Here is a 24,314-nt window from a genome sequence, read left to right as displayed (position 1 = left end):
CATTCTCGAAGTGCTGGGAGGTACGGATGTCTGAGGCAGTGACGGAAGAGAAGCCCGCCATCGCGGCAGCGATCATCGTGCAGGACGGGAAGCTCCTCCTGGTCCAGCGCCGCGCATCTGAGCGCGCGCTGTCGTGGCAGTTCCCCGCAGGTGCGGTCGAGGCTGGCGAGACGTTCGAAGAGGCCGCTGTGCGTGAGACCGCTGAAGAGGCAGGGCTCACGGTCGAGGCAATGAAGATGCTCGGCGAGCGGGTCCACCCGAAGACCAGGCGGCTCATGGGCTATGTGGCTTGCGAGGTCAAGAGCGGCATGGCGTACGTGGCCGACTCCGAAGAACTTTCGGACCTCGCGTGGGCGACGCCGGACCAATTCAGCGACTACGCGCCCTACGGCTTCGCGCCCATGGTCGAGGACTATCTCGGGGCAGTGCTCGGATGAGTCGGCCGGTTCATGACGACCAGGAAGAAGGGGGCGAAGGAAGCGCTCCAGACGGCGAATCTTCGCAGACAGAGGGACTTGGCCGCTTCTCACGGATCGTCGCGGGTGTCGTCGCTGCGGCAGGGTTAGTTGCCGGCGGGGTTGCGGTCTATGTGAATTCCAGCGAGGCCGGAAGCGTCGCTCTGGTGCTTGTCGGCGGGGTCTTTGCTTACTTGGCGCTTAGTGGCCAGGCGCTCCGCCGCTTGAAGCTAGGGGAAAACGAAGCGGAATTCAGCAACGCGGTGAAACGTGCTGCGATGCGAAGAGTGAAGAGCGGGGATGCGCAGTTCGAGGCTTCAGGTAGTGCTGCGGACGTCGCGACGGAAATCCTGGAGGAAGCTGCCCAGGACTCATCGAATGTTCCGCAAGAGGTTCTCGCGATCACTTCCGCGCACCGATACGAGCGTGCTGTCCTAGCCGCGCTCCGCCGCGTCGCACAGTCCATGGATGCTCAAGATGGACTGATTGATTCCGGCTTCGACGCCGTCGTCAACGGCAAAATCGCTGTGCAGATAAAGTTCACGCAGAGCCGAGCTATTGTGGTCGATTCGGCTCGACGACTTGTTGGATTGGCGGATTGGCAGACAGTCCTGTATGTGTCAAACAGGCCGATTATCTTCACAAACCGGCGCGAGCGTGCGCCAGAAGTTGATGAGAGAGTGCGGACAAAGGTTGTCCGCTGGACGCCGGATATGGGCGACGGCCCACTGGCGCAAGCGTTGTCTGACATCACATGACGCGTTCAGCCTCGACGCGGTATGAGTTGAAGGGCACGCTGCCGCCGCAGGAGTTCGATGCCGTGCGACGAAGCGGGGCGCTATCGTTCCTGAATGGGCAAGGTCAGTCATCCGGTCGACGATGCGGCGAGCGAGGTTGCAGGCACGCTCTTGCCTGGGGCCGGTCCTATAGCGGGCTGGATCTCCTCCGGGCTGCGCGAGGAGTGGCAGCGGTTGACCTCTCGGGCGCTCAAGGCGGCGGAATCGATTTCGGGCCGCTCCCGCGAAGATCTCGAAGAGTTGCTGGAGCAGGATCCAGCCCTCATGCCGTTATACATGCGCGTGCTCTGGGCGGCAGGGATGAACGGACACGACGAGACGCTACGAGCAATGGGTGCGGTGCTCGGGGAGGCAGCGCGTGCGTCAGCCTCAGGCGAGTCCGATTCGGTACACGACGCAGACCAGGCGCTCATGGCGATGAGTACCCTCACGCCCCGTCATTTCCGCGTTCTGCGTTACGTTTGTACTCATCCGATGCGGGGTGCCAGGGGCAAGAGCGGCTGGATCGCCAAGCACGTCGCGGACGCCTTGGGGCTCACAGAGGACCGTGCGGCTTGGTGTCTGTCAGACCTGTTGGGCACTGGCCTGATTGGGAGCCGCAACGGTGCCTTCGGGGACCCCTTCTATTGGGCAACTGAACTGGGCGAAGCGGTCGTACAAGCTTCTGCCTCACTTGACGACACATAGCGGTGCTCCGCCCAGCCCTGTTGGCGTGCCCCCCAGGTGTCCCCCGGGAGCGGATCCACCCGCATCCGATGCACCCCGTGCACTCGGAGAATCGGGCCTGAAATGCCAGTGGATCCGGACCCCCATCGTTCGCAATGAGAAGGTCGGGGGTTCGAATCCCCCTAGCTCCACAGACGGAAACCCCGCTTGACCAGGGCAAACGCTCCGGTCGAGCGGGGTTTCTTCGTAGCCTAGGAGACGACTTCCCCGGATCGCGGCCCCGGTGGCCCCCGCTTCGTCGGAGACCCTTCGTTGAGGCGATCCAGGCTCGCCTTGTCCGCTCCGGTGCCGAGGTAGTGGCCTGACTCCTGCGCCCAGCCGCGCACCGTCCAGGCGCCCTTGGATGCCGTCGACCGGAGGGCGAGCGAATTTGCTGGGGGGTTAGATGTCGGCGGGGCGTCAGCGGTCCGGACGTTCGCCGAGCTGCAGCACTCCGCCCGCGACGAAGCAGACCGCCCCGACGAACGTGCCCCAGTTGACCAGGCCCAGGTCGACCACGGTCGAGGTGGCGGGCCGTGTGAACGCCGCGAGCCCGGCCAGGAAGAAGAACACCGAGCCCACCTGGTTGACGGCCACCACCCACCAGCCCAGCTCGTGCGGCCGCACGCCGATGCGGCCGTGGCAGACCTCCACCAGGGCGAGGTGCCCCGAGACGAGAAAGCAGATGCAGCCCAGCATGTCCGGCAACCAGATCCACCCGTTGGACTGCCGCGCCGTCAGGCCGGACGCGAACGCGGCGACCAGGCTGACGCCGAAGAACAGGGTCCCCGCGAACAGCACGGCCACGCTGAGCCAGCCGATCTGCCGCGGCAGCCAGGCCCACCACGTCCACGCCGTGGCGCTCAGGGTGCCGCGCTCGTCGATGTCGGTGGGCACGTTCGACGCCTGCACCACCGAGGCGTAGCCGCCCGCGCTGAAGAACAGCCCGCCCACGAGGTAGACCGTGTCGACGGCGCGGACGCTGCCGACGCCGAGCTCGGCCAGCAGCGGGCCCAGGGCGAACATCGCCCCGCCGATCATGAAGGCCACGCCCGCGACCACGTTGATCCTGGCCAGGCGGGCCGCGGTCGTGGGCTCCGCCCCGACGACCCGGGTCAGGGCGCCGCTCGCGTCCCGGACCTCGACCCGGCCCCGGCGGCGCACGGCTCGTGACGCCCACCGGACCGACGATCCGTCGACGAGATGCCAGGTCATCCTGGTGACGAACCCGCCAGAACGCTCGACCCGCCCCAGCGCCCACCGCGCCGGACGAGCAATTCGCGGGCCGTGCGGCGCGTCGTCAGCCACCTCTCGAAACTAACATTCCACGGTCCGGCCCGTCGGGCGGGAGGGGCCGATTGCCTGCACCGCATACCCCCCTCGCACGCGAACCCGTACCGGCACCGGGCGGAGATGCCCGTTCTACCGGGCCATTTCAACGATTCTGCTGGTCGCAGGCTCGCCACGAGAACTCGAACCACGCGGTCCGGAAATGGGGCAAGGACTCATCCCGAACGCGGCGCCACGTTCGGGTTCGGTCTCGAGGCTCCTCGGCGCCAAGGCAGAGAACCTTCGAGTTCGATCTCGAGCGAGAAACTAAGAAATGTTCGGACCAGCACGATGAGTCCGAGCGCGGCCGCACTCTTGAGTGTGGGATCGATGGTGATTGTCATGACAATGTCGGCAATAATGAGGAATTCCAGGCCCAGGAGAATGACGCGCCCAAGGTTACGACGCGCTCCCTCGTAGGCGCGGCGCCCTCCGACCCGCCGGTACGAGAGGGCGGCCGAGACGAACGCAGCCACTGACCCCACGACCAAGACCGCAACGCCGCCCAATTCGAAGCCGCGCACGACCGCTTCCATCAGGTCGTCAAAGCTGATCTCCACCATCTGCCGAGCGTTTCACGTCAGGGCCGAATCCCCACGGCGACTTGCGGCTACGAGGCGATTCCGTTTGGACCGGCGTCCGGTCAGACGCGGTCCAGGCGGCCGGCGGGATGATCGCCTCACGGCTGTTCACCAGCTGATTTCGTGTGGCTCTCTTTTCGGTCTTGCCGGCGTCGGCGTGCACCGGGGTCGATGACTGCCTCAGCATGGCCGAGGGAGCCTTGCGGTTGCGGCCTGGGACCTTAACGGGAATTGTGTGGAGCGCGTGGTCGTAAGTTTCACCCAGGGACTGCTCTATCGACCTCGTCCCGATCCTGTGGATCCTCCGACGTAGATGTCGACCGACAACGATTACGAGGGCTGGCTGATGGCCGAGGCCGAACAGGCCCCGTCCAGACGAACCCGCTGGCTCGTGCGAATCAAGGCCTACCCCCTACCTGCGTGACAAGTTTCGGCTCCTAGCCGGCAACTTGAGACAGCAAGGGAGCGAGTATGACCACGACGTCCTCCCGGGACATCTACTTCAGCTTCTTCATGTTCACTGCCGACCTCCGTCCGGATGACGAGGCCTACAGCCGGATCCTGATCGAACACTGCCGAGCCCTCAAGGACATGGGCTACACCGGCTTCGACGTGCACATCGCGCCGCAGCCGGTCGGCGGCGATCACGCGCTGGAGGTCGCAAGCTACGTCGAGCTGAAGAATCGGTTCGACCTTGCCGGCGTGGGCGACGTTCCGTTCACCACCAACGTCGGGACGACGCAGGGGTTCGACATCACCTCGCCCTACAAGGAGCAACGCGCGCAGGCGCTCGCGTATCTCAAGTCCCGGGTCGACATCACTGCCATCCTGGGCGGTGACGCCGCCATCATGTCAGGGCCGTTCCTCTACCCCTACGGGGTCTTCCCGGTCACCGACGACGGTGAGCCGATCTGGAGCGATGCGCTGCAGGACTGGATGGCACAACGGTATGTGACGGCGCGGTCCAGCTTTGCGGAGCTGGTCGAGCATGCCGTCACGAAGAACGTCACGCTCGCGATCGAGCCGGTCAAGAGCTGGGAGACACCTGGGCCGAACATGGTCTCCGAGGTGTTGGACTTCCTCGACAGCTTCGAGAGCCGGCCGGCCGGCGTGGCCCTCGACACCGCTCAGGTCGTCATGGAGAGCCAGGGCCCGCAGAGCTTCCGGCGCAATGTCGCGCGCGCGTCTGCGCAGCACCGACTGCACTACGTGCACGTCTCAGCGCCCGACCGGGGCGCCGTGGGGGACGCCTGGATCCCGTGGGACCTGCTGCTGCGGGAGCTCGAACCGGTCTTCCGCGGCCCGTACCTCGTTGAGGTCTTCAACGCGGTCCCGCCCTTCGACAGCTCCATGCGGATGTCGCGTGGTCGGTTCTGGCGGCCGGGCGAGGACGACCCGACGCCGTATGGCAGCGCCTATGACGTCGCCGCGACCGCGTTGACCACGTTGCAGGAACAGCTCGCCGCGGTCGCCCAGCACCCGTGACCGTCCATCGCTCTCCCAACGCAGGCTCGGAGGTCCACCCGTGTCGCACGCTCTGTCGGATCCCATCATCGTGGTGGCGAGACGCTCCGCTGATGTCCGCGTCCACACCTTCGTCTCCTCGTTCCTGGACAACAACATTGCCAACGCCACGCACATCATCGAGGGCCCGACCAAGCTGGTCCTGGTCGACGGCCAGTTCCTCGCGCCGTATGCCCGACGCTTCCGCGAGTATGCCGACACCCTGGGCAAGCCGATCGAGAGGCTGTATCTCTCGCATCGCCACCCCGACCACTGGTTCGGGCTGGGAGCCGCCTTTCGCGACGTGCCCGTCTTCGCGTTGGCCGAGACCGTCGATTTCCTCAAAGAGCACGGCGAAGATTCTCTGGGCGACCACTGGAAGATGGGCGACTTCGCGCCAGATGTCATTGTCGTGCCCGACGGGATCGTGCGGCCGGGTGAGGAAACCATCGACGGGATCCGCTACCTGTTCGACGTGGTGACCGACACCGAGATCGACTATCACCTGACCATCAAGCTCCCCGAGCTGGGCGTGTGTATCGCACAGGACTTGTTGTACAGCGGAACGCACCTCTACCTGAGTTCTGGCATGCACCGATGGATCCGCGTCCTGAGCCAGCTGCTGACGGAGGACCATGACTTGTTCCTCGCCGGTCATGGTCTCCCGGCGGACAAGAACGAGGTCGCTCGGAACATCGAATATCTGTCCGCGGCCGCTGCGGCGGTCGCCGACGGAATGACTGGCGCTGATTTCAAGGACTTCATGCTCGCGCGCTATCCCGAACGCCGGTGTCCCGGAATCTTCGACATCTATCTGCCGCGCCTGTTCGGCGGCGCGGCTAGTTACTGATCCTTTGCCACCATCGACGGAGGTTCCGAAGCATGAGCGATCCCTACACGGTCGGGCAGTACTTGGTCGACCGACTCCACCAGGTGGGGCTGGGCCATCTCTTCTCGATCGCCGGCGATTATTCCATCCGGTGGGTGAACGGGTACGTGGGCCCGAGCCCGATCACGGTCATCGAAGAGGTCAACGAGCTCAATGCCGGTTATGCCGCCGACGGCTATGCCCGCATCAACGGAGTAGGGGCGCTCTGCGTCACCTACTCCGCCGGCGCGTTGAGCGCGGCGAACGCCATCGCCGGGTCCTACGCCGAGAGAGTGCCCGTGGTCCTGATCAATGGCACTCCGGACATCAAGAAGACCCTGGCGTTTGAACAGACCGGCTTCAGCGCGCATCACTTCATCAGCGGGCGCGAGACCGACATGCAGGCCTTCGAGCATCTGACCGCTGCTGCGGTGCGAGTCGACAATCCCGACCTGGCCGGCATGCTGATCGACTACGCACTCACGCAGTGCATCACGGAACGACGTCCGGTCTACATCGAGCTCCTGCAGGACATGGTCGACCTGGAGTGCGAACCGCCGCAGGGCGAACTCAGGCCGGCCCGGACGATGTCCGACGATGCCGACCTCAAGGAGTCCATCGCGACGATCACGGCGATGCTCGAGAAGGCGAGCAACCCGCTGATCTGGGTGGGCGTCGAGGTCGACCGCTTCGGCCTGCACGAACAGGCCGCGATGCTCCTGCGGCAGCTGAACATTCCCTATGTCACCGAGCTCCTGAGCAAGTCGGTCGTGGCCGAGGACGACGCCCTGTTCGCCGGCGTCTTCGACGGGAAGGCGTCCTCCGCAGAGGTCCAGAGCCTGGTGGAGGGGGCCGACTTCGTCCTGGCACTGGGCGTCTGGCTGACAGATCTCAACACCCTGGGCTGGAATCCAAAGTTCGAGAAGACGGCCTTCGTGTCGTTCGACACCGTCAAGTACGGCACCTCCTTCTGGGCCCAGGTCGCGCTGGCCCACGCCATCGACGCCCTGATCACGAGTGGCGTCTCACGGGAGGCGGCGCCGCTCCCAGCAGTGACGCCACCGACCACCGCCCCACCGGATCCTGCTGACCCGATCACCTATCCCGGGTTCTACGACTTCATCCCGCGCTACGTCGACGAGAACACGATCGTCGGCAGCGACGCGAGCCTGAACTACTTCGGCAGCCTGCTGTTGAGGGTCCCCACCGCCAGAGCGTTCTTCGCCCAGCCGTCGTACTCGTCGATCGGCTACATCTCGCCGGCGGCGACGGGCGTCTGCCTGGCCAAGCGGAGGGAGCAACGGGTGATGGTCTTCGCCGGTGACGGTGGCTTCCAGATGAGCGCCCAATGCCTTTCGACGCAGACGCGCTTCGGCCTCGACCCGATCATCTTTGTCATCGACAACGGTGTGTATGGCGTCGAGCAGTGGCTCGCCGACCCGACCGTCTTCCGCACCGACAAGCCCTTCTACGAGTCCTGCTACCTGCACCCTTGGGAATACAGCAAGCTGGCCGCGGTCTTCGGTTGCCAAGGCTGGAAGGCCGCGACGTACGGCGAGCTCGACGACGCCGTCCGGGGGGCACTGGCCAACACGAGCAGCCCGTCCGTCATTCAGGTCGTCATCAATGAGAAGTCCATTCCGGTCAACGCCGAGTGGAAGAAGACGTGATGGAACCTGAGGTTGAAGACGGCTCGCAACTGAAGGGGGACGCCTCCGTCGAGGGGCAGTTCAAGCCTGAGCGGATGAACGCTCTGACCGACGGCGTCTTCGCGATCGTGCTGACCCTCCTCGCGCTCGACCTGAAGCTGCCGGAAACAGACGAGTCCATCCTCGCGCTCATGCGCAACGACCGACGGGTGTTCATCGCATGGCTGATCAGCTTCCTGCTGATCGCTCGTTTCTGGCTCGTGCACCACGCGGTGACGGCGCGGCTCCAGCAGTGTCACGTCGGGACCTTGGCCCTGAACTTCTGCGTGCTTGGCGCGGTGACCCTCGTGCCCTTCTCGGCCGACCTCATCGGGACCGAGCGGATCGCCGAGCCCTGGTCCACGATCGTCTTCGCAGGAAACGTCGGGTTGTTGTCGCTCAGCGTCGGTCTGCTGGCCCGGCACGTGCTGCGCGGGCCGTACTTGCTTCACACCGACCAGTCCAGAACGGTGCTGAGCCGTCACCGGTCGCACCACCTCTACGTGCTGCCGACAGTCGCGACGGCCTCGGTCCTGCTCGCCTTCGTGCAGCCGTACCTCGCGGTCGGCGTTCTCCTGGCGGAGTTCGTGGTCTTCGCCGCCTGGAGTGGCTGGCACTTCCAGACTCGCTCACGTCTCGACCGCACCGGGCCGCTCGCCTCCATGGAGGGATCGCAATGAAGTTCGAGGTCGGCCACCCATCCTTCGAAAGGGACACATGTTTGCCTCCGGAACCGTTCGCCTCGCCGCTGTGCCCAACGCCTGGGTCAACGACGACCTCCCAGAGCTAGGCGCCGGCACGTCCTTCGACCAGATCATCAGCGAGATGGCACTCGCGGGCTACGAGGGCACCGAGCTGGGCAGCACCTATCCCAAGGACGCCGCGACCCTCAGGGCCGCCCTCGACGTGCGGGGGTTGGCTCCTTCGGGGGGCTGGGTCTCCACGTGGTTCGCCTCGAAGGGGGGCGCGTACGAGCAGACCCTGCAGACCTTCCGCGACCAGATCCCGTTCTTCACCGCGATCGGCCTGCAGGACGTCTACGTCGCCGAGGTGACCAGGGCCGTCCACCAGCAGCCCGTCCCGGCCCTGGCGAACCGGCCCGTCTTCGACGACGCGCAGTGGGACGACCTGATCCGCGGACTGGGCGAGATGGGCCGGATCGCCGCCGATCACGGCCTGCGCATCAACTACCACCACCACACCGGCACGGGAGTGCAGTCGTCCGAGGACATCGACCGCCTGATGACCGACACCGTCGCCGGCGAGACCTGGCTGCTCCTGGACACGGCCCACCTGCTGGTCGGGGGAGGCGACCCCATGGCCGTCCTGGCTCGGCACGAGGGACGCATCGGTCACGTCCACCTCAAGAACCTCCGCCAGCCGGTGCTGGACCGGATGCGCAAGGAGGCGTTGAGCTTCTGGGACGCCCTGCGCCAGGGCATCTTCACCGTCCCGGGCGACACGGAAGGCTGCATCGACTTCGCCCCGATTCTGCAGAGGCTGGCCGACGACCGCTGGACGGGTTGGCTGGTGGTGGAGGCGGAACAAGACCCGGCCACCGCGCACCCGCTGGAGGCGTTCCGTCTCGCACGCCGCCACATCGCAGACCTGACAGGGCTCTGACGTGGCCACGGTGCGCGAGGACATCTCCTGATCATGCTCAGCCTCTCAAGAAAGGCCTCTCATGCCAGCTCCGATCGACCACGCCGCCGCAGCGCGCACCGACTACGACGTTCTCGTCGTCGGTTCGGGTGTCAGCGGGGCCATCATCGCCCGATCGCTCGCCGAGCGCGGACTCCAGGTGCTTATCGTCGAGGCCGGCCCGGGGGAGGAGCTGTCGGTAGCGGAGTACGAGACGCACCTCACGCGGTTCTACGGTGCGGCCGCCAAGGACAACAACTCCGCCTACGAGGTCAACCCGAACGCGCCGATGCCGCGTTCCCCGGACGTGAGGCGCCTCCAGGCGGGGCATCCCGACTCGACGAGCTATCTCATCCAGAACGGTCCGTACGAGATGGACAGCACCTACACCCGGGTGCTGGGCGGCACGACGATGCACTGGGAGGGCAAGGCCCTGCGCATGCTCCCCGAGGACTTCCAGATGCGCACCCGCTTCGGGCAGGGGCGCGACTGGCCCATCGCGTACGACGACCTCGAGCTGTACTACCAGCAGGCGGAGCGCGAGCTCGGCGTGTCCGCCGACGTAGCCGACCAGACGTTCTACGGCATCACGTTCCCACCGGACTACGTGTTCCCGATGCACAGCCTGCCGCAGTCCTACCTCGACACCATCATCGCCCGAGACCTCGACGGCACCGTCGTGCAGCTCGAGGAGACTGAACGCACGATCCTGGTGCGCCCCACCGCCCAGTCCCGCAACAGCATCCCCAACCCCGCCTATGACGGCGGCAAGGGATACGTGCCCGTCGGTGCGGTGAGCACGCACCAGGTCGACCAGGGCGACCGCTGCCAGGGCAACATCAACTGCGTGCCGCTGTGCCCGGTCCAGGCCAAGTACAGCGCCCGCAAGACGCTCTCCTTCGGCGTGCGGACGGGCCGTGTCGACATCCTCACGCAGACGGTCGCCTCCCAGGTGCACGTCGGTGCGGACGGTCAGGTCAGCCACGTGGACTACCAGGCCTACGGCTCGACGACGTCGCCGGAGCACGTCACCGGGTCCCTGCGCGCCACCACCTACGTGCTCGCTGCCAACCCCGTCGAGAACGCTCGCCTGCTGCTGGCCTCCGGCCTGCCGAGCAGCAGCGGGCTCGTCGGCCGCAACCTGATGGACCACGCCTACCTGCTGACCTGGGGCCTGCTGCCCGAGGTCGCGGGGACGATGCGTGGCTCGCAGTGCACCTCGGGGATCGAGGACCTGCGTTCGGGGGATTTCCGCACCCGCCACGCCGCGATGCGCGTCAGCATCCACAACGATGGCTGGTCCTGGCCCACAGGGTCGCCGTACACCGACCTGATCGAGCTCGTCGACGACGCGAATGCCTACGGCACAGCCCTGCGGCGGCGCGTGGCGGACCGGATCTCCCGCCAGCTGATGCTGTCGTTCATGATCGACCTGCCGCCGGAGCCGAGCAACCGGATCACGGTCGACGGTCGTTACGTCGACGCGCTGGGCAACCTGCGCCCGGTGCTTTCGTACTCCCTGCCGGACTACACGATGGACGCCGTCGCGGTCAGCCGCCGGGTCTCGCGTCAGCTGTTCCAGCGGCTCGGCGTCGAGGACAGGACCCACTACGACCCGCTGGACCCCGGCTTCGTGTCCCACCAGGGCGACGGCTACGTGATCCGCGGCGGCAACCACTGGTCCGGCACCCACATCATGGGCACGGCTAGCCACGACTCCGTCGTCGACAGCCACCAGAGGTCCTGGGACCACCAGAACCTCTACCTCGTCGGATCGGGGAGCATGCCGAGCATCGGCACGTCCAACACGACGCTCACGCTGGCGGCATTGTCGTTCCGCACCGCGGACCACATCGTTTCCGAGCTGACCACCCGCCCGTCCGTCACGATCGAGGGATGACCTGATGAGCCTGCGCCGAATCGCCACCGTCGAGGACCTGCAACAGTACCTACATGTCGCCATGCAGCTGGAGCACGCGACGATCCCGCCGTACCTCACGGCGCTCTACTCGATGCATCCCACGGCGAACGCCGATGCCTACCGGGTGATCCGGGTCGTCGCGGTCGAAGAGATGCTCCACCTGACCTTGTCCGCGAACATCCTCAATGCCGTGGGAGGGACCCCGGACCTGTCTGCGAACAGCTTCGTGCCGGTCTACCCCGCGCGCCTGCCCGACGGCGAGGACGACTTCGAGGTCGGCACGCGCGCCTTCTCCCGCGACACGATCGAGACCTTCCTGAAGATCGAGCGGCCAGCCGTGGCAGGAGAGGACGACTCCCGCTTCGTGTCGCGTGACCGGTCCGCCGGCGCCCTGCTGCCCGCGGTGGACGCTCACGAGGACAGCCTCCACTTCTTCAGCATCGGGGAGTTCTACGCCGAGATCGGCGAGGGGCTCGAGCGACTCCACCACGAGATGGGCGAAGGCCTGTTCTGTGGCGACCCGGCCCGTCAGGTCGGGCCTGCCTACTACTACTCCGGTGGTGCGGCGATCGTGGAGGTCACCGACGCGTCGTCGGCCGCCGCTGCGTTGCGCGTCATCAGCGAGCAGGGCGAAGGCCTGGGTGGCGGGATCTTCGACGAGGAAGGAGAGCTCGCCCACTACTACCGGTTCCAGCAGCTGCTCCTGGGCCGCCACTACCAGCCCGGGGACGAGGCCGGCAGTCCGACGGGTCCGGCCCTGGACGTGGACTGGGACGCCGTCTACCCGGTGGTGCCCGACTCGGCCCTGGACCACTACACGGAACCCGGCGAGCTGCAGGACGCCGTGACGGCCTTCAGCCGGGCGTACGGCGACTTCCTCACCCGGCTCACCGAGGCCTTCAACGGCCGACCGGACCTGCTGCTGCCGGCCGTGGTCGACATGTTCCACATCAGGGACCTCGCCTCGCAGATCATCCGCAACCCGATGCCCGGCCGACCGGGGGTCAATGCAGCCCCGGTCTTCCGCGGCCTCGCCCCGGTAGAGGTGGCCTGAGATGAACGACGAGCTCCACGAGGCGTTTCTCGACCTCTCCTCGACCCTGACGGGCTATTCGCGCTTCCGTCTGCTCGGCACCGGCCAGGCTGATCCCTACCTGTCCACGACGCGTGAAGCCGTGGGGGAGGAGGTCCTAGCCGAGCTGCTCAACACGTACACAGACGTGCACCGCGACGCCGGCGACGACGAGAAGGCGCTGGACACCGGACTCCGTGCCCGCATCCTCAGCGACCGTCTGCTCGGCCCGGTCGCGCGCAACGTGATCAAGATGTGGTTCGTCGGCACGTGGTACGAGCTTCCGCAGGAATGGCGTGACGTGCAGGCCACCCGCGGTCACGACAGCACCCACGTCGTCTCCCCGGCGTCCTACACCGAGGCCCTCCTGTGGCCCACCATCGGCGCCAACCCGCCCGGAGCCAAGGCGCAGGGCTTCGGCAGCTGGGCGGCACCGCCCACGATCGACGCCCCCTGATGCGTCACCCAGGACGCGAGCGGTCGTCACGTTGAGCGAGGAGCGCCCGGCACCGCAGCCCGCCACCGGCGGGCTGCACCTCGGCGAGTGGGGCGCCGAGCTCGCGGGCACGGCTGTCCTGGTCTTCGCCGCCCTCTCGACCGCCACGCTGCTGTTCCATCCGGGATCGGTCGTCCAGGACTGGCTCCCGTCGGAGCCCGTACGCCGGCTCCTGCTCGGCATCGTGTTCGTGGTCATCCTCACCTCGATCGCGAGGAGCCCGACCGGTCGCCTCAGTGGCGCCCATCTCAACCCCGCGGTGACGCTCGCGTTCTGGATCACCGGGCACGTGCACCCGCACGACCTCTTCGGCTACTGGACGGCTCAGCTCATCGGAGGCGCGCTCGGCGCGTTCGCGCTCCGCCTCGTCTGGAGGCAGACGGCAGCGGGCATCGAGTACGGCGCCATCGCTCCGGAGGTGGCCCCCTGGGCCGCCGTGCTGGTGGAAGCCTTGATGGTGGGTCTCGTGATATGCGCGATCTTCGTGTCCGTCTCCACGCCTGTCCTGGTTCGGTGGACCCCCGTCGTCGCCGGCACGGTCGTGACGCTGAGCTTCTGGCTGGGCTCCCAGTTCACCCGCGCCGGCCTGAACCCGGCGCGGACCCTGGGACCCAATCTCGTGTCGGGACAGTGGCAGGACTGGTGGGTGTACTTCGCGGGGCCGCTCGCTGGGGCGGCGCTCGTGGCGGTGGTGTGGCGGACGACCCCGCGAGTCATCCTCACCGCGAAGCTCTTCCACGACTCCGACTACCGCTCGGTCCTGCGCACGCATCTGCCGGCCCGGCGCCCCGCCACCGCGAAGCCGCCCGGGGACTCACAGCCTCAGTTCCACGTGCAGCAGTGAGTCGAGCGGCTGATCTCAGCGCTGCCGTCGCTCGAGGGCCTCGTTGAGGTACAGCGCGCTGTTGACGAGGGCGAGGTGCGTGAAGGCCTGCGGGTAGTTGCCCAGGAACCGCCCCGATGGGTCGAGCTCCTCGGCGTACAGGCCCAGATGGTTCGCGTAGCCGTGCAGCTTCTCGAAGAAGAGTCGCGCCTTGTCGATCTGACCGGACCGGGCGAGGCACTCCACGAACCAGAAGGAGCAGATGCCGAAGGTGCCTTCGGCGCCTTCCAGGCCGTCCGACGCGGCCGTATCCGGGCGGTAACGGTAGACGAGTGCGTCGTCCACCAGCTCCCTCTCGACGGCGTCGAGGGTGGACAGCCAGCGCGGGTCACGGGGGGCGATGAAGTCGACGAGCGGCATCATCAGCGCCGACGCGTCCAGCGTGTCGGAACCCTTCGACTGGACGAACGCTTGCTTCTGCTCGCTCCAGAAGCCGGTGTAGATCTCGTTGTGGATGTCGTCGCGGACCTGGATCCAGCGGGCCAGCGGAGCGGGGAACGACCGCCGCTGCGCGATCCGGATCGCCCGGTCCAACGCCACCCAGTCGGTGAGCCGCGAGTACAGGAACTCGCGCTGCCCGCCACGGACCTCCCAGATGCCCTCGTCGGTGTCCCGCCAGTGGTCGCAGACCCAGTCGGTGGCCGCCGACAGGTCCTTCCACAACGCGTAGGAGATCGGCTCGACCAGCTCGTCGTAGAGGTTGACCGCGTAGAGCAGCTCACCGTAGATGTCCAGCTGGGTCTGTTCGTACGCCCCGTTCCCGATGCGTACCGGAGCGGAGTCCCGGTAGCCGCTCAGATGGTCCAGCGTCGCCTCGGCGAGGTCGTGCCGGCCGTCGATGCCGTACATGATCTGCAGCTTCCCCGGGGTGTCGGACTCGTCGAACCGTTGCTCGATCCAGCGAATGAAGCCGCTTGCCTCCTCGGTGAAGCCGAGGCGGATGAGGCTGGCCGCGGTGAACGACGCGTCCCGGACCCAGGTGAACCGGTAGTCCCAGTTGCGCTCGCCGCCGATCTCCTCGGGGATGCCGAAGGTGCCGGCCGCGGCGATCGAGCCGTACTTCTGCGAGGTGAGCAGCTTCAACGCCAGCGCCGAGCGGCTGATCATGTCCTGCCACCGTCCGCGGTAGGACATCGTGGCGTTCCAGCCGCGCCAGAACTGCATGCTGTGCTGCAGTGCCTTCTCGGCGTAGTCGGTGGCTTCGGCGGGGCTCCGCTCCTCGCTCTCTACGGTCTCCAGGACGAAGTCGACGCTCTCCCCGGACTGCAGAGTGAAGTCGACGACGGCGTCTCCGTCCACGACGTCGACGGGGATCGCGCAGAGCAGCCGCAGCGTCGGGATGCTGTTGTCGTTCGGGATGAACCACACCTCGTCGCCCTTGGCCTTCGCGCGGTGACCGACCCGGGCGTAGTCGAAGCGCGGCGCGCACTCGAGATGGAGGTCGACGGGGCCCCGGACCGCATGCACCCGGCGAATGAGGATGTGCGTGTGTCGCATCTCCTCGACCGGCATGAAATCGGTGATCTCGACGACCCCGTTGGCGCCGAGGAAACGCGTCAGGAGCACGTTCGTGTCCGGCAGGTACATCTGCTTGTACCGAGATCCGTCGACGGCAGGGGCGATCTTGAACCGTCCGCCCAGGTCGTCGTCGAGCAGAGCGCCGAAGACGGTGGGGGAGTCGAAGTGCGGGAAGCACATGTAGTCGATCGACCCGTCCACGCCGGCCAGAGCCACCGTGTGCAGGTCGCCGATGAACCCATAGTTCTCAAGCGATTGGTAAGCCACGAATGTCCTGTCCTCAAGCACGGGTTGCGCATTCGACATGCCGGGCCTTCACTGGCCATCGCAGTGTCCACGGCTCGGGAGCTTGGATATTGCTTTTTGACAGTAACATCTGATTTACATTCGGTCTTTCGGTGAAGGAAATACTGGCCGGCCTTCGTTTCCCCGCATGCCTCGTTTGAGCATGTCGTTGTCCTGGTGAGGAGCGACGATTTCGACCGCTGAGTTCCGGGTCCTCGGACCGCTGGAAGCCATCATCGAGGGCACCTCCGTCCCGCTCGGCGGGCCGCGGCCGCGGGCCCTCCTCGGCGTACTCCTGGCACACGCCGGCACACCCGTCTCCACCGACCGCCTGATCGACCAGCTGTGGGGCGAACAGCCGCCGGCGACCGTGCGTACCTCCCTGCAGGTCCACGTCTCCGGCCTGCGCAAGGTCCTTGGGGATCGCCTGGTCACCGCACCGAACGGCTACCTCCTGGACGCCGAACCCGCCGAGGTCGACGCGCTCAGCTTCGAGGCGCTGGTGATGACCGCCCGAGCTGCCCGGACCGATCACCCGGCACGTGCCGCCGCCGACCTCGCGACCGCGCTCGACCTGTGGCGCGGTGAGCCGTACGCGGGCGTTCCGGACGGGCCCGACGTGCTTGCCGCCCGCACGCGGCTGTCCGAGCTTCGCCTGACCGCGCTGGAGGATCGGCTCGGCGCCGACCTGGCCATCGGCCGGCACGCGCACCTGGTCGCCGAGCTGTCGGGGCTGGTCGCCGACCATCCGACGCGGCAACGCCTGGTGAGCCTGCACCTGCTCGCGCTGTACCGCTGCGGCCGCGGCACCGAAGCCCTGGAGAGCTTCCGGCAGTTGGAGGTCAAGCTGGCACGGGAGCTCGGCGTCGAACCCGGTAGCGAGCTGACCGCACTCGCCCGGGCGATCGAGCGCCGTGACCCCACCCTCGACCCGCCGTCGTCGATACCGGTCTCGGCCAGCCGCTTCATCGGGCGGCGCAACGAGCTGGAGCACCTGGCCGACCGGCTCGGTCGGACCCGACTGCTCACCTTGACCGGCCCCGGTGGCGCAGGCAAGACCCGGCTGGCGTTCGAGCTGGCCCGCGACACCGAAGCCGACCATCGCGACGGCGTGCATGTCGTCGAGCTGGCGGCGTCCGCGCCTGGTAGCTCGGTCGCCGACAGGGTCGCCGCCGCGTTCGGCATCCGCCCCCGCACCAATGAGCCGATCACGCAGGTGCTGGTCGCGCAGCTGCGCGGCACGCGGGCGCTGATCGTTCTCGACAACTGCGAGCACCTGGCCGACGACTGTGCCCGGGTGACCGCCGACCTGCTCGCGGGCTGCCAGGGCCTGCGAATCCTGGCGACCAGCCGCGAGCCGCTCGGCGTACCCGGCGAACAGGTCTGGCCGGTATCCGGGCTGCCTCGCGCCGAAGCGATCCGGCTGCTCGCCGTACGCGGCGCGGAGGCGCGCCGCGGGTTCACCATCGACGGCCGCAACGGGAGCGCGGCCGCGCAGCTGTGCCAACGGCTGTCGGACCTGCCGCTGGCGATCGAGCTCGCCGCCGCCCAGCTGCGCGCGTTGTCGCTCGACGAGATCGGCGGCGGCCTCGGGCTGTCCGACACCCGCTCGCGGACGACGCCGGACCGGCACCGCACCATGCGCTCGACAATCGACTGGAGCTACCAGCTGCTCACGCCCGACGAGCAGACAATGCTCTGCGGGCTCTCGGTGTTCGCGGGCGGGTTCGGGCGGGATGCCGCCGAGGCGGTCACCGGTCGACCACCTGAGATCCTGGTCCGGCTGGCAGACCGGTCGCTGCTGAACGTCGAGCTGTCGGCGGACGGCGCCCGGTACCGGATGCTCGACCTGATCCGGGAGTACGCCGCCGATCGGCTGGAGCGAGACGAACCGGGCGAGGCGGGACGGCTGCGACAGCGGCACGCCGCCTGGTATGCCGCGCTGGCCGAGACCGCTGACCGCGAGCGGTTCGACCCGAGCTGGCTGCCCCGGCTGACGCGGGAGAGTCCCGACCTCCGCGCCGCCGTCGCCTGGTGCCTCGGCGAGGGCGATGACGTCGAATCCATGCTGCGGATCGCTGCGTCGCTGTGGTGGTTCTGGGGTGATCACGGACTGGCCGTCGAGGCATGGGGCTGGCTCCGGCGCGGGCTGCCGGCGGTCGACTCGCTGCCCGGTCGATTACGGGCCGAGACCTATCGAGCGGCGTCGGCACTCGCCCGGGCCAACCGGGACGATCTCGAGGCACGGCGGCTCGGTGAGCAGGCGTTGCGGGTGTACCGGGAGCTGCCCGATCCGCTCGGCGTCGTGAGCGCGCTGAACGGGCTGGCGTTCACCGCGCTCGCCCAGGCCGACAACGAGGCGGCGCTCGAGTACGCCCAGGAGTGCCGGCAGCTGACCGAAGCGATGGGTGACGCGATGCGCACGGCATCCACGTTCAACCCGCTCGGTATGGCACTGCGTGGGCTGGGCCGGCCCGCCGAGGCGAAGGCCGCTTTCAGCTCGGCACTCGAAAGGTCAGGGATGCTCGGGCACACCACGGGCGAGGCGTTCGCACTGAGCAATCTCGCCGGCATGGCCCGGACGGACGGCGACCTCGCCGGGTCGCGGGCACTGTACGTGCGGAGCCTGCGGCTGTACCGCGGGGCCAAGCTGGAGACCGGGCAGCTGGACGCGCTGGACGGTCTGGCCGGGCTGGCGCTCGCCGAGGGCCGGGCGGACGAGGCCCTACGACTGCTGACGATCACCGACCGCGAACGGGAGCGGCTGGACGCCCGGCCCTTCTCCGTCGACCGCGAGGCTGACCGGGAGGCCACCCGCTCCGGTGCACGCGCGTCCCTCGCCGACCGTGCGGGTGCGGTCACCGAGTCGGCTTCCGCCGTGTCCCTCGACGCGGCGGTCGACGAGCTGCTCTGACCGGCCTTTAGCCGACCTTTAGCGGAGTCGTCCAGCTTTGTGCGCATGAACCAGTTGCGCAACACGACATGGGGGATCGCGGGCCGGCGGCTCGTGATCGTGCTGGCGGCGGCCGTGCTGGCCACGGCCGGCTGTGCGGCGACGGACTCCGGCGGTGGGGGTGAGCAGCAGGCCGGATCGACGGCCGAGCAGACTGCCGACGCCGGGGAGCGTGCGCCCGAAGGCGAGCCGGCAGAGTCCGAGGAACGTGAGCCGGCGGAGTCCGGCGGCGGCACCTTCTGCGTGAAGCTCGAACAGAGCAGTGACGCGTTCTCGATGGAGTTCCTCGACGGGGATCCTGCCAAGATCGACGAGCTCAAGAACACGATGCGTGAGCTTGCGGCCGTCGCGCCGGGTGAGATCAAGGCGCCGATGGACACGGCCGCTGATTTCTACGAGAAGGTGGCTGACGCCTATGTGACGAAGGACGAAGACGCCATCGCCGAGATTCAGGGCGAAGCGGAGGCGATGGTGCAGGCCGCCGAGGAGGTCGGTGACTGGGTCGCCACCAACTGCCCGGACCTGGACGTCGATCTCGCGACCGGAGATGGTTCCGGTGAGTGAGCCTGTTTACGCACCCCCCGGGCAAGCGCGGGACTCGGTGCATGCCCCGGCCGACGTCGCTCCGCCGCCGTCGGCCCTTCCTGCCGGCCAAGCGCCGGCGCGCCGTCCCGGCCGGCTGGCGGGCCTGAAGCACGGCTGGCGGTCGCTGAACCTGATGGCGTTGGTCGGTCTGGCCGGGTCGACGCTGGCATTGCTGGCTTCGCTGCCGAGCCTTACGGAGGCCGGCGGCGTGGGCCTGTTCGTGCAGGACCTGCTCGCGCACACCTGGGTGCTGGTGATCCTGACGCTGGCGGTCGGGTCGGTGCGAACCCTGCGGTTCCCGGCGTTCGCGGCGGTTGGTTTCGCCGGGTTCTTCGGGATGTTCGGTCTCTCGGCGTTGGTCGGCCGGCCGTTGATGTCGGCGCTGGAGCAGCAGCCCCAGGTGGGCAGCGTCGTGGTGATGCCGGTGATCGAGGAGGTGCTGAAGGTGGTGCCCGCGCTCATCGTGGTGCTGCTCGCCAGACGCCGGGAGGTCCGTCCGTCAGCGACAGACATCATGCTGCTCGGCGCGTGGTCGGGTGCCGGCTTCGCCCTGCACGAGAACGCGCTGTTCGGTCGCGGCGGCTTCAACTTCGAGTCGCCGCCCGTGCTCACGGTGCCGTTCCCGGTCATGGGAACCAACTGGGCGGACGGCGTGACGGTGATCGGTGCCGGTCACCTGCTGTGGAGCGCGCTGATCGCGCTCGGCCTGGGCATCGGGCTGCTGTACCGCGGGGGCCGCTGGAGCTGGATCGCGATCCCGGTGACCATAGCCGCCGCGCTGGGTGAGCACGCGGTCGCCAACGCCTTCGCCGACGGCACCGTCAGTGTGCTGGTGCGAATCCTGCACGTGCTGCTCCTCGGCGGTGGGCTGTCGACGTTGCTGCTCGTCGCGGGGACGGCGGTCATAGTGCTCGTCGAGTGGAACCTGACGAGTCATCGCCGCATGACGAAGCTGGCGGGCTCGTTCGGACGCAGCTTGCCACCGCTGCCACCTACACGAATGCCGCTGTGGGTGTGGGGGACCGCCACAGAGGGCGAGCGGCGCGGTCGCATGTTAGGCGTCTGGCAAGCAGCGGGATCGGAGCGAGTGAAGTCCGGGAGAGGTGCGCAGCCCGCGGCAGCCGATGCGGGTTCTGCGCCAGTGCCGCAGCGATCGGAGGGACAGAAATGAGCCTGACATGGAGCATGCTCGAACAGCTCACCAGCGGTGGGTTCGACCACGTCGTCGACGGGATCGTCGGGGTGCTGAACTCCGGTTCCACCAAGGGCGGCACCGCACAGGGCGTCACTAACGTCGTCGGCGCCGCCGGAGCGGCCGGCGGTATGGCCGGCGCGGTTGCGTCGGCGGCCAGCGCGAGTGCTGGAGCCGCAGGCGCCGGCATGGCGCCGCCGACATCGGCGAACCTGATGGAGGGCATTGAGGAGCAGGTGAGGCAGCGAGGAGGCGCGCCGACTGGGCCGGCCAAGCCATACGGACCGCCGCCCCCGCCGGATCCCGCAGGCGACGCGGAGCGCGAGGCGATCAAGCGGGCAGGCAGCCCAACGACCGTACCGGAATCGGAAATGGACAAACACCGCTGGGGGAACGGGCAGTATCGCGAGAGGTACTACGAGAACCCGGGATACCAGGAGTCGCTCGCCAAGAACGACCTTCCCCCAGAAGGGTCGGTGAAACACGAGCACACATTCGAGGACACGTTCGGACCTGGGGAGCGCCCTGGTCCTCGCAAGCCTTTCTTCTCCGAGGAGCAGATCAAGAACGCAAAACCTGTCGGTGGAAAAGTCGCGAAGATCGGCACCGAGTACGTGGTCGGCAAGTTCGGCGGCGACTTCTCCCCTCTCGCCTCCGCTGTAGGTGACGCCGTAGATCCCGGCGCAAGCGCGCTGACAGAAGTGGCCATGCGTGCGATCAACGCGGCCTACTCGCGGCTCCCGGACTTGCCCGTCGACTACCTGGACGGTCCGAACATCCCTGACACGTCCGCAGGCGACGCCGCGGGAGGCGGTTACAGCGGCAGGGACGGTTACTCCGGGAACAGCGGCACCGGGGGCTACTCGGGCTACGGCTCTGGATCGAGCGGCAACCCAGCCGAGGCGACACAGCAGACGCCGCAGTACCCGGGCTATCCGGGATACCCGCCGGGTCATGTGCCGTGATCGGGACTCGGCACGACCGAGCAGACCGCTGTCCCCCGACGAAGGTAAAGGACGGAAGAAGATGACGAGACCATTGCGGCGGTCGGTCCAGGCCGTAGCAGTTGGCACTATCGCGGCGGTCGGGTTGCTGGTCAGCGGCTGCGGTTCGGCCGGCACGACGTCGGCCGACAGCGGCGACCAGGGCGACCCCGGCGAGGTGGCGAACGGGGCATCAGGCGGCTGCGAACCTCAGCAGGAGGTGTCGCTGTGCCAGAACTACGAGCTGTCCGGGACGATGACCGCAAGCGACCGGGTCGTCGCCATCCCCACGACCGGCAGCCTCACCGACACCAGCGCGGAGTTCAGCTGCGCCAAGCTCGCGAGCAGCGCCGACGGGTTCGCATTCGCCCCGCTGGACGGCGAGCCCGCCAGGATCGGCGGCGAGGACCTGCCGGTGTACTTCGCCGCCGAGGGGTATGCCGGTCCTGGCGAGTACGAGCTCGGTCCAGGAGCGAGCATCGGCCCGTTCGTGCCGGGGCTGGACAGCAGCCCGACGATCGAGGTCGAGGCCGACGGTTCCGGGACGATCACCTTGGACAGCTTCACGTCACCGACCCCGGGTGCAGAGCTCACCGGCACCATCAGCTGGACGTGCGTCGATCCCAGGTAGCCTCGGCTTGAACCACGCCGCCCGCAGGCGGTTGACCGTCCCGGCCAAAGGCCACGAGTGGTCAAGATGCCGGGGGCGGCGGGTCGCTCACATCGTGCAGACGTCAGGTGCCCGGCAGCCTGAGCTGCCGGGCACCTGACGGCCTGCTGATGGTCCCCGCCGGGGGCTCAGTACCTCAAGTCGGCGTTGGCGAGGTACTTCGCGGTCACCACGATCGCCCGGCGCAGCGTCGCCTCGTCCTCGCCCGTTCCGGCCGTCAGCCGCTTTACCCAGGTGTCGGCCTGGGCGGTGGTCGGCGCGACGCCGAGGTAGTGCTGGTAGGTCGCCACTACACGGAGGCGCACCGCCTGCGGGTTGTCCCACAGGGCATTGACGACGCCTGCGCGCCCCAGCGTCGCCAGCCGCGGTATCCAGTGGTTGAGCTGGTCCGACGTCGGCGGGCGGTGCAGGATGTGCTGGTACAGCGCGGTCACGTACTTCGCGTCGGTGCTACCCACGTGCTTGTAGTAGGTCGAGGTGCCCATGAGGAACGGTTCGATCTCGTCGATCGTCCGCGTCTTCTGCTTCACCTGGGACAGGTAGTTGGCCGTCTGTGTGGCCGACGGCGTGTAGCCGAGGGTCGCCTGGAACGCCGCGGTGATGCGGACCTTGCGGTAGTTGTCCGACTTCGCCATGCCGTCGGCGAGCACGCCCTGCCCGTCGACCGACACCCGGTAGGCCCAGCTCTCGATGTCGGTCGCCGTGGCCTCGCGACCGAGGTAGTCCTGGTACATGGCCTGGACGAAGTTGTTGTACTGCTCCGCCACCTCGGTGTACTGCCGCGCGTACGACGCGGCCTGATCCTGGATCGTCGACAGGAGCGGGTAGGCGAGCTCGCCCGGGCACTCGGTCTGGTGCGTGTCGCGGTGTCCGAACACACGCGGCAGCGTCACCTGGTCGCCCGTGTAGTAGCGGCCGCCGTCGGTGTGGGCGGCGGCGGTGAGAACCACGGACTCGTCCGGGTTCACGCCGTACTCCGACAGGCGGCTGCCGATGATCTTGGCCACGCCGTCCTGCTGAGCCGCCGCAGGCGTGACGCCCGCCTCGGTCGTGTACGTGCCGAGCATGGCAACGCCGACCGTGCTCGTGTTGAAGCCGCCGGTGTGGGCGCCGATGATCGGCTCCTCGATGCTGCCGTCGGCGCCCTCGTAGATGTTTCCCCACTTGTCGACCAGGAAGTTGTAGCCGATGTCGCACCAGCCGTGGGTCTGCTGGTGGTACGCCTGGTCGTTGCGGATGGCCTGCATGGCCTCGGCCACTGTGGCGTAGTCGTTCGGGTTCACTGTGTGGTGCACCGCGGCGGCCTTGAGGCCGCCCTCGGCGGGGAACCAGGTGGGACCGGTGCCCGGCTCGAGGCACCGGGGCGCTGCGCCCCACTCCTCGCGCGTGATGATCGTGGGCCCCGCCGTCGCGGCCGACGGCGCGACCGTGCCCGCCGTCGTCGCCGCGGCCGTGGTCACCTGCGCGGACGAGACCAGGCTGAGCTCCATGCCCTCCGGGAACTCCGCCGTCTCCTCCACCGTCGCGAGCTGCACCGCGTCGGCCTCGCCCACGTAGACCGGCGTCGAGGTCTTGACGGCGGTACCGGCGTCGGCGTCGTCGGTGGACTTCTCCAGGTGGCTCCACTCGCTCCAGGTGCCGTCGGCGGCCCGGGTGCGCACCTGCATCTCGGGAACTACCTGGTCGATCTCGGCGGGCCAGGAGAGGCCGACCGTCTGGAACCCCTCCGGCACCGCGATCTCGCCCGCGAGCCGGCCGTCGGTGTCAGCCGTGTCGAGGACCACCGCGCCGTCGGCCACCGTGGCCGCCTCGGCGCCCTCCTCCGGGTTCGAACCCGTCACGTCGTCCACGACGGTGGTCTCGGCGGCGGGCGCCGCGGCGACCTCCACCCGGTCGATCTCGGCCGCCGTCGTGCCGGCGTCGGGCAGCGCGGAGTCCTCCGGCGCGACGGGGGCAGAGGTGCCCTCCGGCTCGAGCGACGGCGACAGCGTCTCTGCCGTGGCCGTCGGGGCGAGCGCGCCCCCGAGCACGATCGCGGGTGCCACACCCAGGATGATCGTCCTACCCACCACGGAGCGGGTGACCGATGCCCTCAGGCCCGATCGGGATGTCGGTTGTGCCGCATGCCGAGCCAATGTGTCCTCCTCGTCTTGAGCGCGTTCGCAGCCAGTGCAAACGACGCAAATAAC

21 protein-coding genes are annotated in these 24,314 nt (G+C 67.9%); 17 read left to right on the top strand and 4 right to left on the bottom strand.

Translation table 11 applies throughout. The features are described 5' to 3' along the window. Positions 1 to 26: 26 nt before the first annotated feature. The 3 genes from C8K30_RS12130 to C8K30_RS12125 all read left to right on the top strand — a co-directional run bounded on the left by C8K30_RS12130 (position 27) and on the right by C8K30_RS12125 (position 1,939). Positions 27 to 437, top strand: a complete 411-nt coding sequence (locus C8K30_RS12130) for an NUDIX hydrolase (protein WP_108493171.1) — start codon at positions 27 to 29, stop codon at positions 435 to 437. Then, positions 434 to 1,213: a hypothetical protein gene (locus C8K30_RS30305; RefSeq protein ID WP_146197451.1), complete on the top strand. Its 780-nt coding sequence runs from the start codon at positions 434 to 436 to the stop codon at positions 1,211 to 1,213. Before C8K30_RS12130 ends, C8K30_RS30305 begins: the two co-directional genes overlap by 4 nt. 93 nt (positions 1,214 to 1,306) lie before the next feature. Continuing rightward, positions 1,307 to 1,939: a hypothetical protein gene (locus C8K30_RS12125; protein WP_108493170.1), complete on the top strand. Its 633-nt coding sequence runs from the start codon at positions 1,307 to 1,309 to the stop codon at positions 1,937 to 1,939. Positions 1,940 to 2,377: 438 nt separating this feature from the next. Here the strand turns inward: C8K30_RS12125 and C8K30_RS12120 are convergent, their stop codons facing one another. Further along, positions 2,378 to 3,265, bottom strand: coding sequence for a hypothetical protein (locus C8K30_RS12120; protein WP_108493169.1), 888 nt, complete (start codon positions 3,263 to 3,265; stop codon positions 2,378 to 2,380). Between the two features lie 197 nt (positions 3,266 to 3,462). After that, entirely contained in the window at positions 3,463 to 3,849 is a 387-nt protein-coding gene (locus C8K30_RS12115) for a DUF1622 domain-containing protein (RefSeq protein WP_233257149.1), read from the bottom strand. A 489-nt stretch (positions 3,850 to 4,338) separates the two neighbouring features. Here C8K30_RS12115 and C8K30_RS12110 point away from each other — a divergent pair, with 489 nt between their 5' ends. The 9 genes from C8K30_RS12110 (at position 4,339) to C8K30_RS12070 (ending at position 13,900) form a co-directional block, all read left to right on the top strand. Continuing rightward, on the top strand, positions 4,339 to 5,352 hold the full coding sequence (locus C8K30_RS12110) for a sugar phosphate isomerase/epimerase family protein (RefSeq protein ID WP_108493168.1): 1,014 nt from the start codon (positions 4,339 to 4,341) through the stop codon (positions 5,350 to 5,352). A 40-nt stretch (positions 5,353 to 5,392) separates the two neighbouring features. After that, a complete protein-coding gene (locus C8K30_RS12105) occupies positions 5,393 to 6,220 on the top strand; it encodes an MBL fold metallo-hydrolase (RefSeq protein WP_108493167.1) in 828 nt (275 codons plus the stop codon). Positions 6,221 to 6,252: 32 nt separating this feature from the next. After that, on the top strand, positions 6,253 to 7,908 hold the full coding sequence (locus tag C8K30_RS12100) for an alpha-keto acid decarboxylase family protein (protein WP_108493166.1): 1,656 nt from the start codon (positions 6,253 to 6,255) through the stop codon (positions 7,906 to 7,908). A gap of 74 nt (positions 7,909 to 7,982) precedes the next feature. Further along, a complete protein-coding gene (locus C8K30_RS12095; RefSeq protein ID WP_233257148.1) occupies positions 7,983 to 8,606 on the top strand; it encodes a TMEM175 family protein in 624 nt (207 codons plus the stop codon). A gap of 37 nt (positions 8,607 to 8,643) precedes the next feature. Next, positions 8,644 to 9,549, top strand: coding sequence for a myo-inosose-2 dehydratase (gene iolE, locus C8K30_RS12090; RefSeq protein WP_108493164.1), 906 nt, complete (start codon positions 8,644 to 8,646; stop codon positions 9,547 to 9,549). 61 nt (positions 9,550 to 9,610) lie between these two features. Further along, positions 9,611 to 11,467, top strand: coding sequence for an FAD-dependent oxidoreductase (locus C8K30_RS12085; protein ID WP_108493163.1), 1,857 nt, complete (start codon positions 9,611 to 9,613; stop codon positions 11,465 to 11,467). A gap of 4 nt (positions 11,468 to 11,471) precedes the next feature. Further along, the gene (locus C8K30_RS12080; RefSeq protein WP_108493162.1) at positions 11,472 to 12,542 is read left to right on the top strand and encodes a ferritin-like protein; all 1,071 of its coding nucleotides are present in this window, start codon (positions 11,472 to 11,474) and stop codon (positions 12,540 to 12,542) included. Position 12,543: 1 nt separating this feature from the next. Beyond that, positions 12,544 to 13,017 (top strand): hypothetical protein, encoded by a 474-nt coding sequence (locus C8K30_RS12075; protein WP_108493161.1) that lies wholly within the window; start codon positions 12,544 to 12,546, stop codon positions 13,015 to 13,017. 31 nt (positions 13,018 to 13,048) lie between these two features. Beyond that, complete coding sequence (locus tag C8K30_RS12070; protein WP_108493160.1) at positions 13,049 to 13,900, top strand: MIP/aquaporin family protein; 852 nt, start codon at positions 13,049 to 13,051, stop codon at positions 13,898 to 13,900. Between the two features lie 15 nt (positions 13,901 to 13,915). Here the strand turns inward: C8K30_RS12070 and C8K30_RS12065 are convergent, their stop codons facing one another. Continuing rightward, positions 13,916 to 15,724, bottom strand: a complete 1,809-nt coding sequence (locus C8K30_RS12065; RefSeq protein ID WP_233257147.1) for a glycoside hydrolase family 15 protein — start codon at positions 15,722 to 15,724, stop codon at positions 13,916 to 13,918. Positions 15,725 to 15,932: 208 nt separating this feature from the next. Between C8K30_RS12065 and C8K30_RS12060 the strand changes: the two genes are divergently transcribed. From C8K30_RS12060 to C8K30_RS12040, 5 genes are all read left to right on the top strand, one after another. Continuing rightward, positions 15,933 to 18,656 carry a BTAD domain-containing putative transcriptional regulator gene (locus tag C8K30_RS12060; RefSeq protein WP_369940030.1) on the top strand — a complete coding sequence of 908 codons (2,724 nt, stop codon included), beginning with the start codon at positions 15,933 to 15,935 and terminating at the stop codon, positions 18,654 to 18,656. Between the two features lie 45 nt (positions 18,657 to 18,701). Beyond that, the gene (locus C8K30_RS12055) at positions 18,702 to 19,259 is read left to right on the top strand and encodes a hypothetical protein (RefSeq protein WP_108493157.1); all 558 of its coding nucleotides are present in this window, start codon (positions 18,702 to 18,704) and stop codon (positions 19,257 to 19,259) included. After that, positions 19,252 to 20,451, top strand: a complete 1,200-nt coding sequence (locus tag C8K30_RS12050) for a PrsW family glutamic-type intramembrane protease (protein ID WP_158280991.1) — start codon at positions 19,252 to 19,254, stop codon at positions 20,449 to 20,451. Before C8K30_RS12055 ends, C8K30_RS12050 begins: the two co-directional genes overlap by 8 nt. Beyond that, complete coding sequence (locus C8K30_RS12045; protein ID WP_146197450.1) at positions 20,448 to 21,437, top strand: hypothetical protein; 990 nt, start codon at positions 20,448 to 20,450, stop codon at positions 21,435 to 21,437. The genes C8K30_RS12050 and C8K30_RS12045 overlap by 4 nt, the downstream gene beginning before the upstream one ends. A 61-nt stretch (positions 21,438 to 21,498) precedes the next feature. Then, positions 21,499 to 22,086, top strand: coding sequence for a hypothetical protein (locus C8K30_RS12040; RefSeq protein ID WP_146197449.1), 588 nt, complete (start codon positions 21,499 to 21,501; stop codon positions 22,084 to 22,086). Between the two features lie 167 nt (positions 22,087 to 22,253). Here C8K30_RS12040 and C8K30_RS12035 read toward each other — a convergent pair whose 3' ends face one another. Continuing rightward, entirely contained in the window at positions 22,254 to 24,170 is a 1,917-nt protein-coding gene (locus tag C8K30_RS12035; RefSeq protein WP_108493153.1) for an N-acetylmuramoyl-L-alanine amidase, read from the bottom strand. Positions 24,171 to 24,314: the final 144 nt, after the last annotated feature.

Source organism: Promicromonospora sp. AC04 (genome assembly GCF_003058225.1).
In the GTDB taxonomy this organism is placed as follows: Bacteria; Actinomycetota; Actinomycetes; order Actinomycetales; family Cellulomonadaceae; genus Promicromonospora.
Note: the sequence above shows the minus strand (reverse complement) of the source record. Positions and strands in the feature narration are given on the sequence as shown.

Excerpts from the sequence above, each read along its gene's own strand:
- C8K30_RS12110 (WP_108493168.1), top strand. The coding sequence starts at position 4,339 with ATGACCACGACGTCCTCCCGGGACATCTACTTCAGCTTCTTCATGTTC.
- C8K30_RS12130 (WP_108493171.1), top strand. The coding sequence starts at position 27 with ATGTCTGAGGCAGTGACGGAAGAGAAGCCCGCCATCGCGGCAGCGATC.
- C8K30_RS12095 (WP_233257148.1), top strand. The coding sequence starts at position 7,983 with ATGAACGCTCTGACCGACGGCGTCTTCGCGATCGTGCTGACCCTCCTC.
- C8K30_RS12100 (WP_108493166.1), top strand. The coding sequence starts at position 6,253 with ATGAGCGATCCCTACACGGTCGGGCAGTACTTGGTCGACCGACTCCAC.
- C8K30_RS12115 (WP_233257149.1), bottom strand. The coding sequence starts at position 3,849 with ATGGTGGAGATCAGCTTTGACGACCTGATGGAAGCGGTCGTGCGCGGC.
- C8K30_RS12045 (WP_146197450.1), top strand. The coding sequence starts at position 20,448 with ATGAGCCTGACATGGAGCATGCTCGAACAGCTCACCAGCGGTGGGTTC.
- C8K30_RS12055 (WP_108493157.1), top strand. The coding sequence starts at position 18,702 with ATGAACCAGTTGCGCAACACGACATGGGGGATCGCGGGCCGGCGGCTC.
- C8K30_RS12080 (WP_108493162.1), top strand. The coding sequence starts at position 11,472 with ATGAGCCTGCGCCGAATCGCCACCGTCGAGGACCTGCAACAGTACCTA.
- C8K30_RS12075 (WP_108493161.1), top strand. The coding sequence starts at position 12,544 with ATGAACGACGAGCTCCACGAGGCGTTTCTCGACCTCTCCTCGACCCTG.
- C8K30_RS30305 (WP_146197451.1), top strand. The coding sequence starts at position 434 with ATGAGTCGGCCGGTTCATGACGACCAGGAAGAAGGGGGCGAAGGAAGC.
- C8K30_RS12040 (WP_146197449.1), top strand. The coding sequence starts at position 21,499 with ATGACGAGACCATTGCGGCGGTCGGTCCAGGCCGTAGCAGTTGGCACT.
- C8K30_RS12085 (WP_108493163.1), top strand. The coding sequence starts at position 9,611 with ATGCCAGCTCCGATCGACCACGCCGCCGCAGCGCGCACCGACTACGAC.
- C8K30_RS12125 (WP_108493170.1), top strand. The coding sequence starts at position 1,307 with ATGGGCAAGGTCAGTCATCCGGTCGACGATGCGGCGAGCGAGGTTGCA.
- iolE (WP_108493164.1), top strand. The coding sequence starts at position 8,644 with ATGTTTGCCTCCGGAACCGTTCGCCTCGCCGCTGTGCCCAACGCCTGG.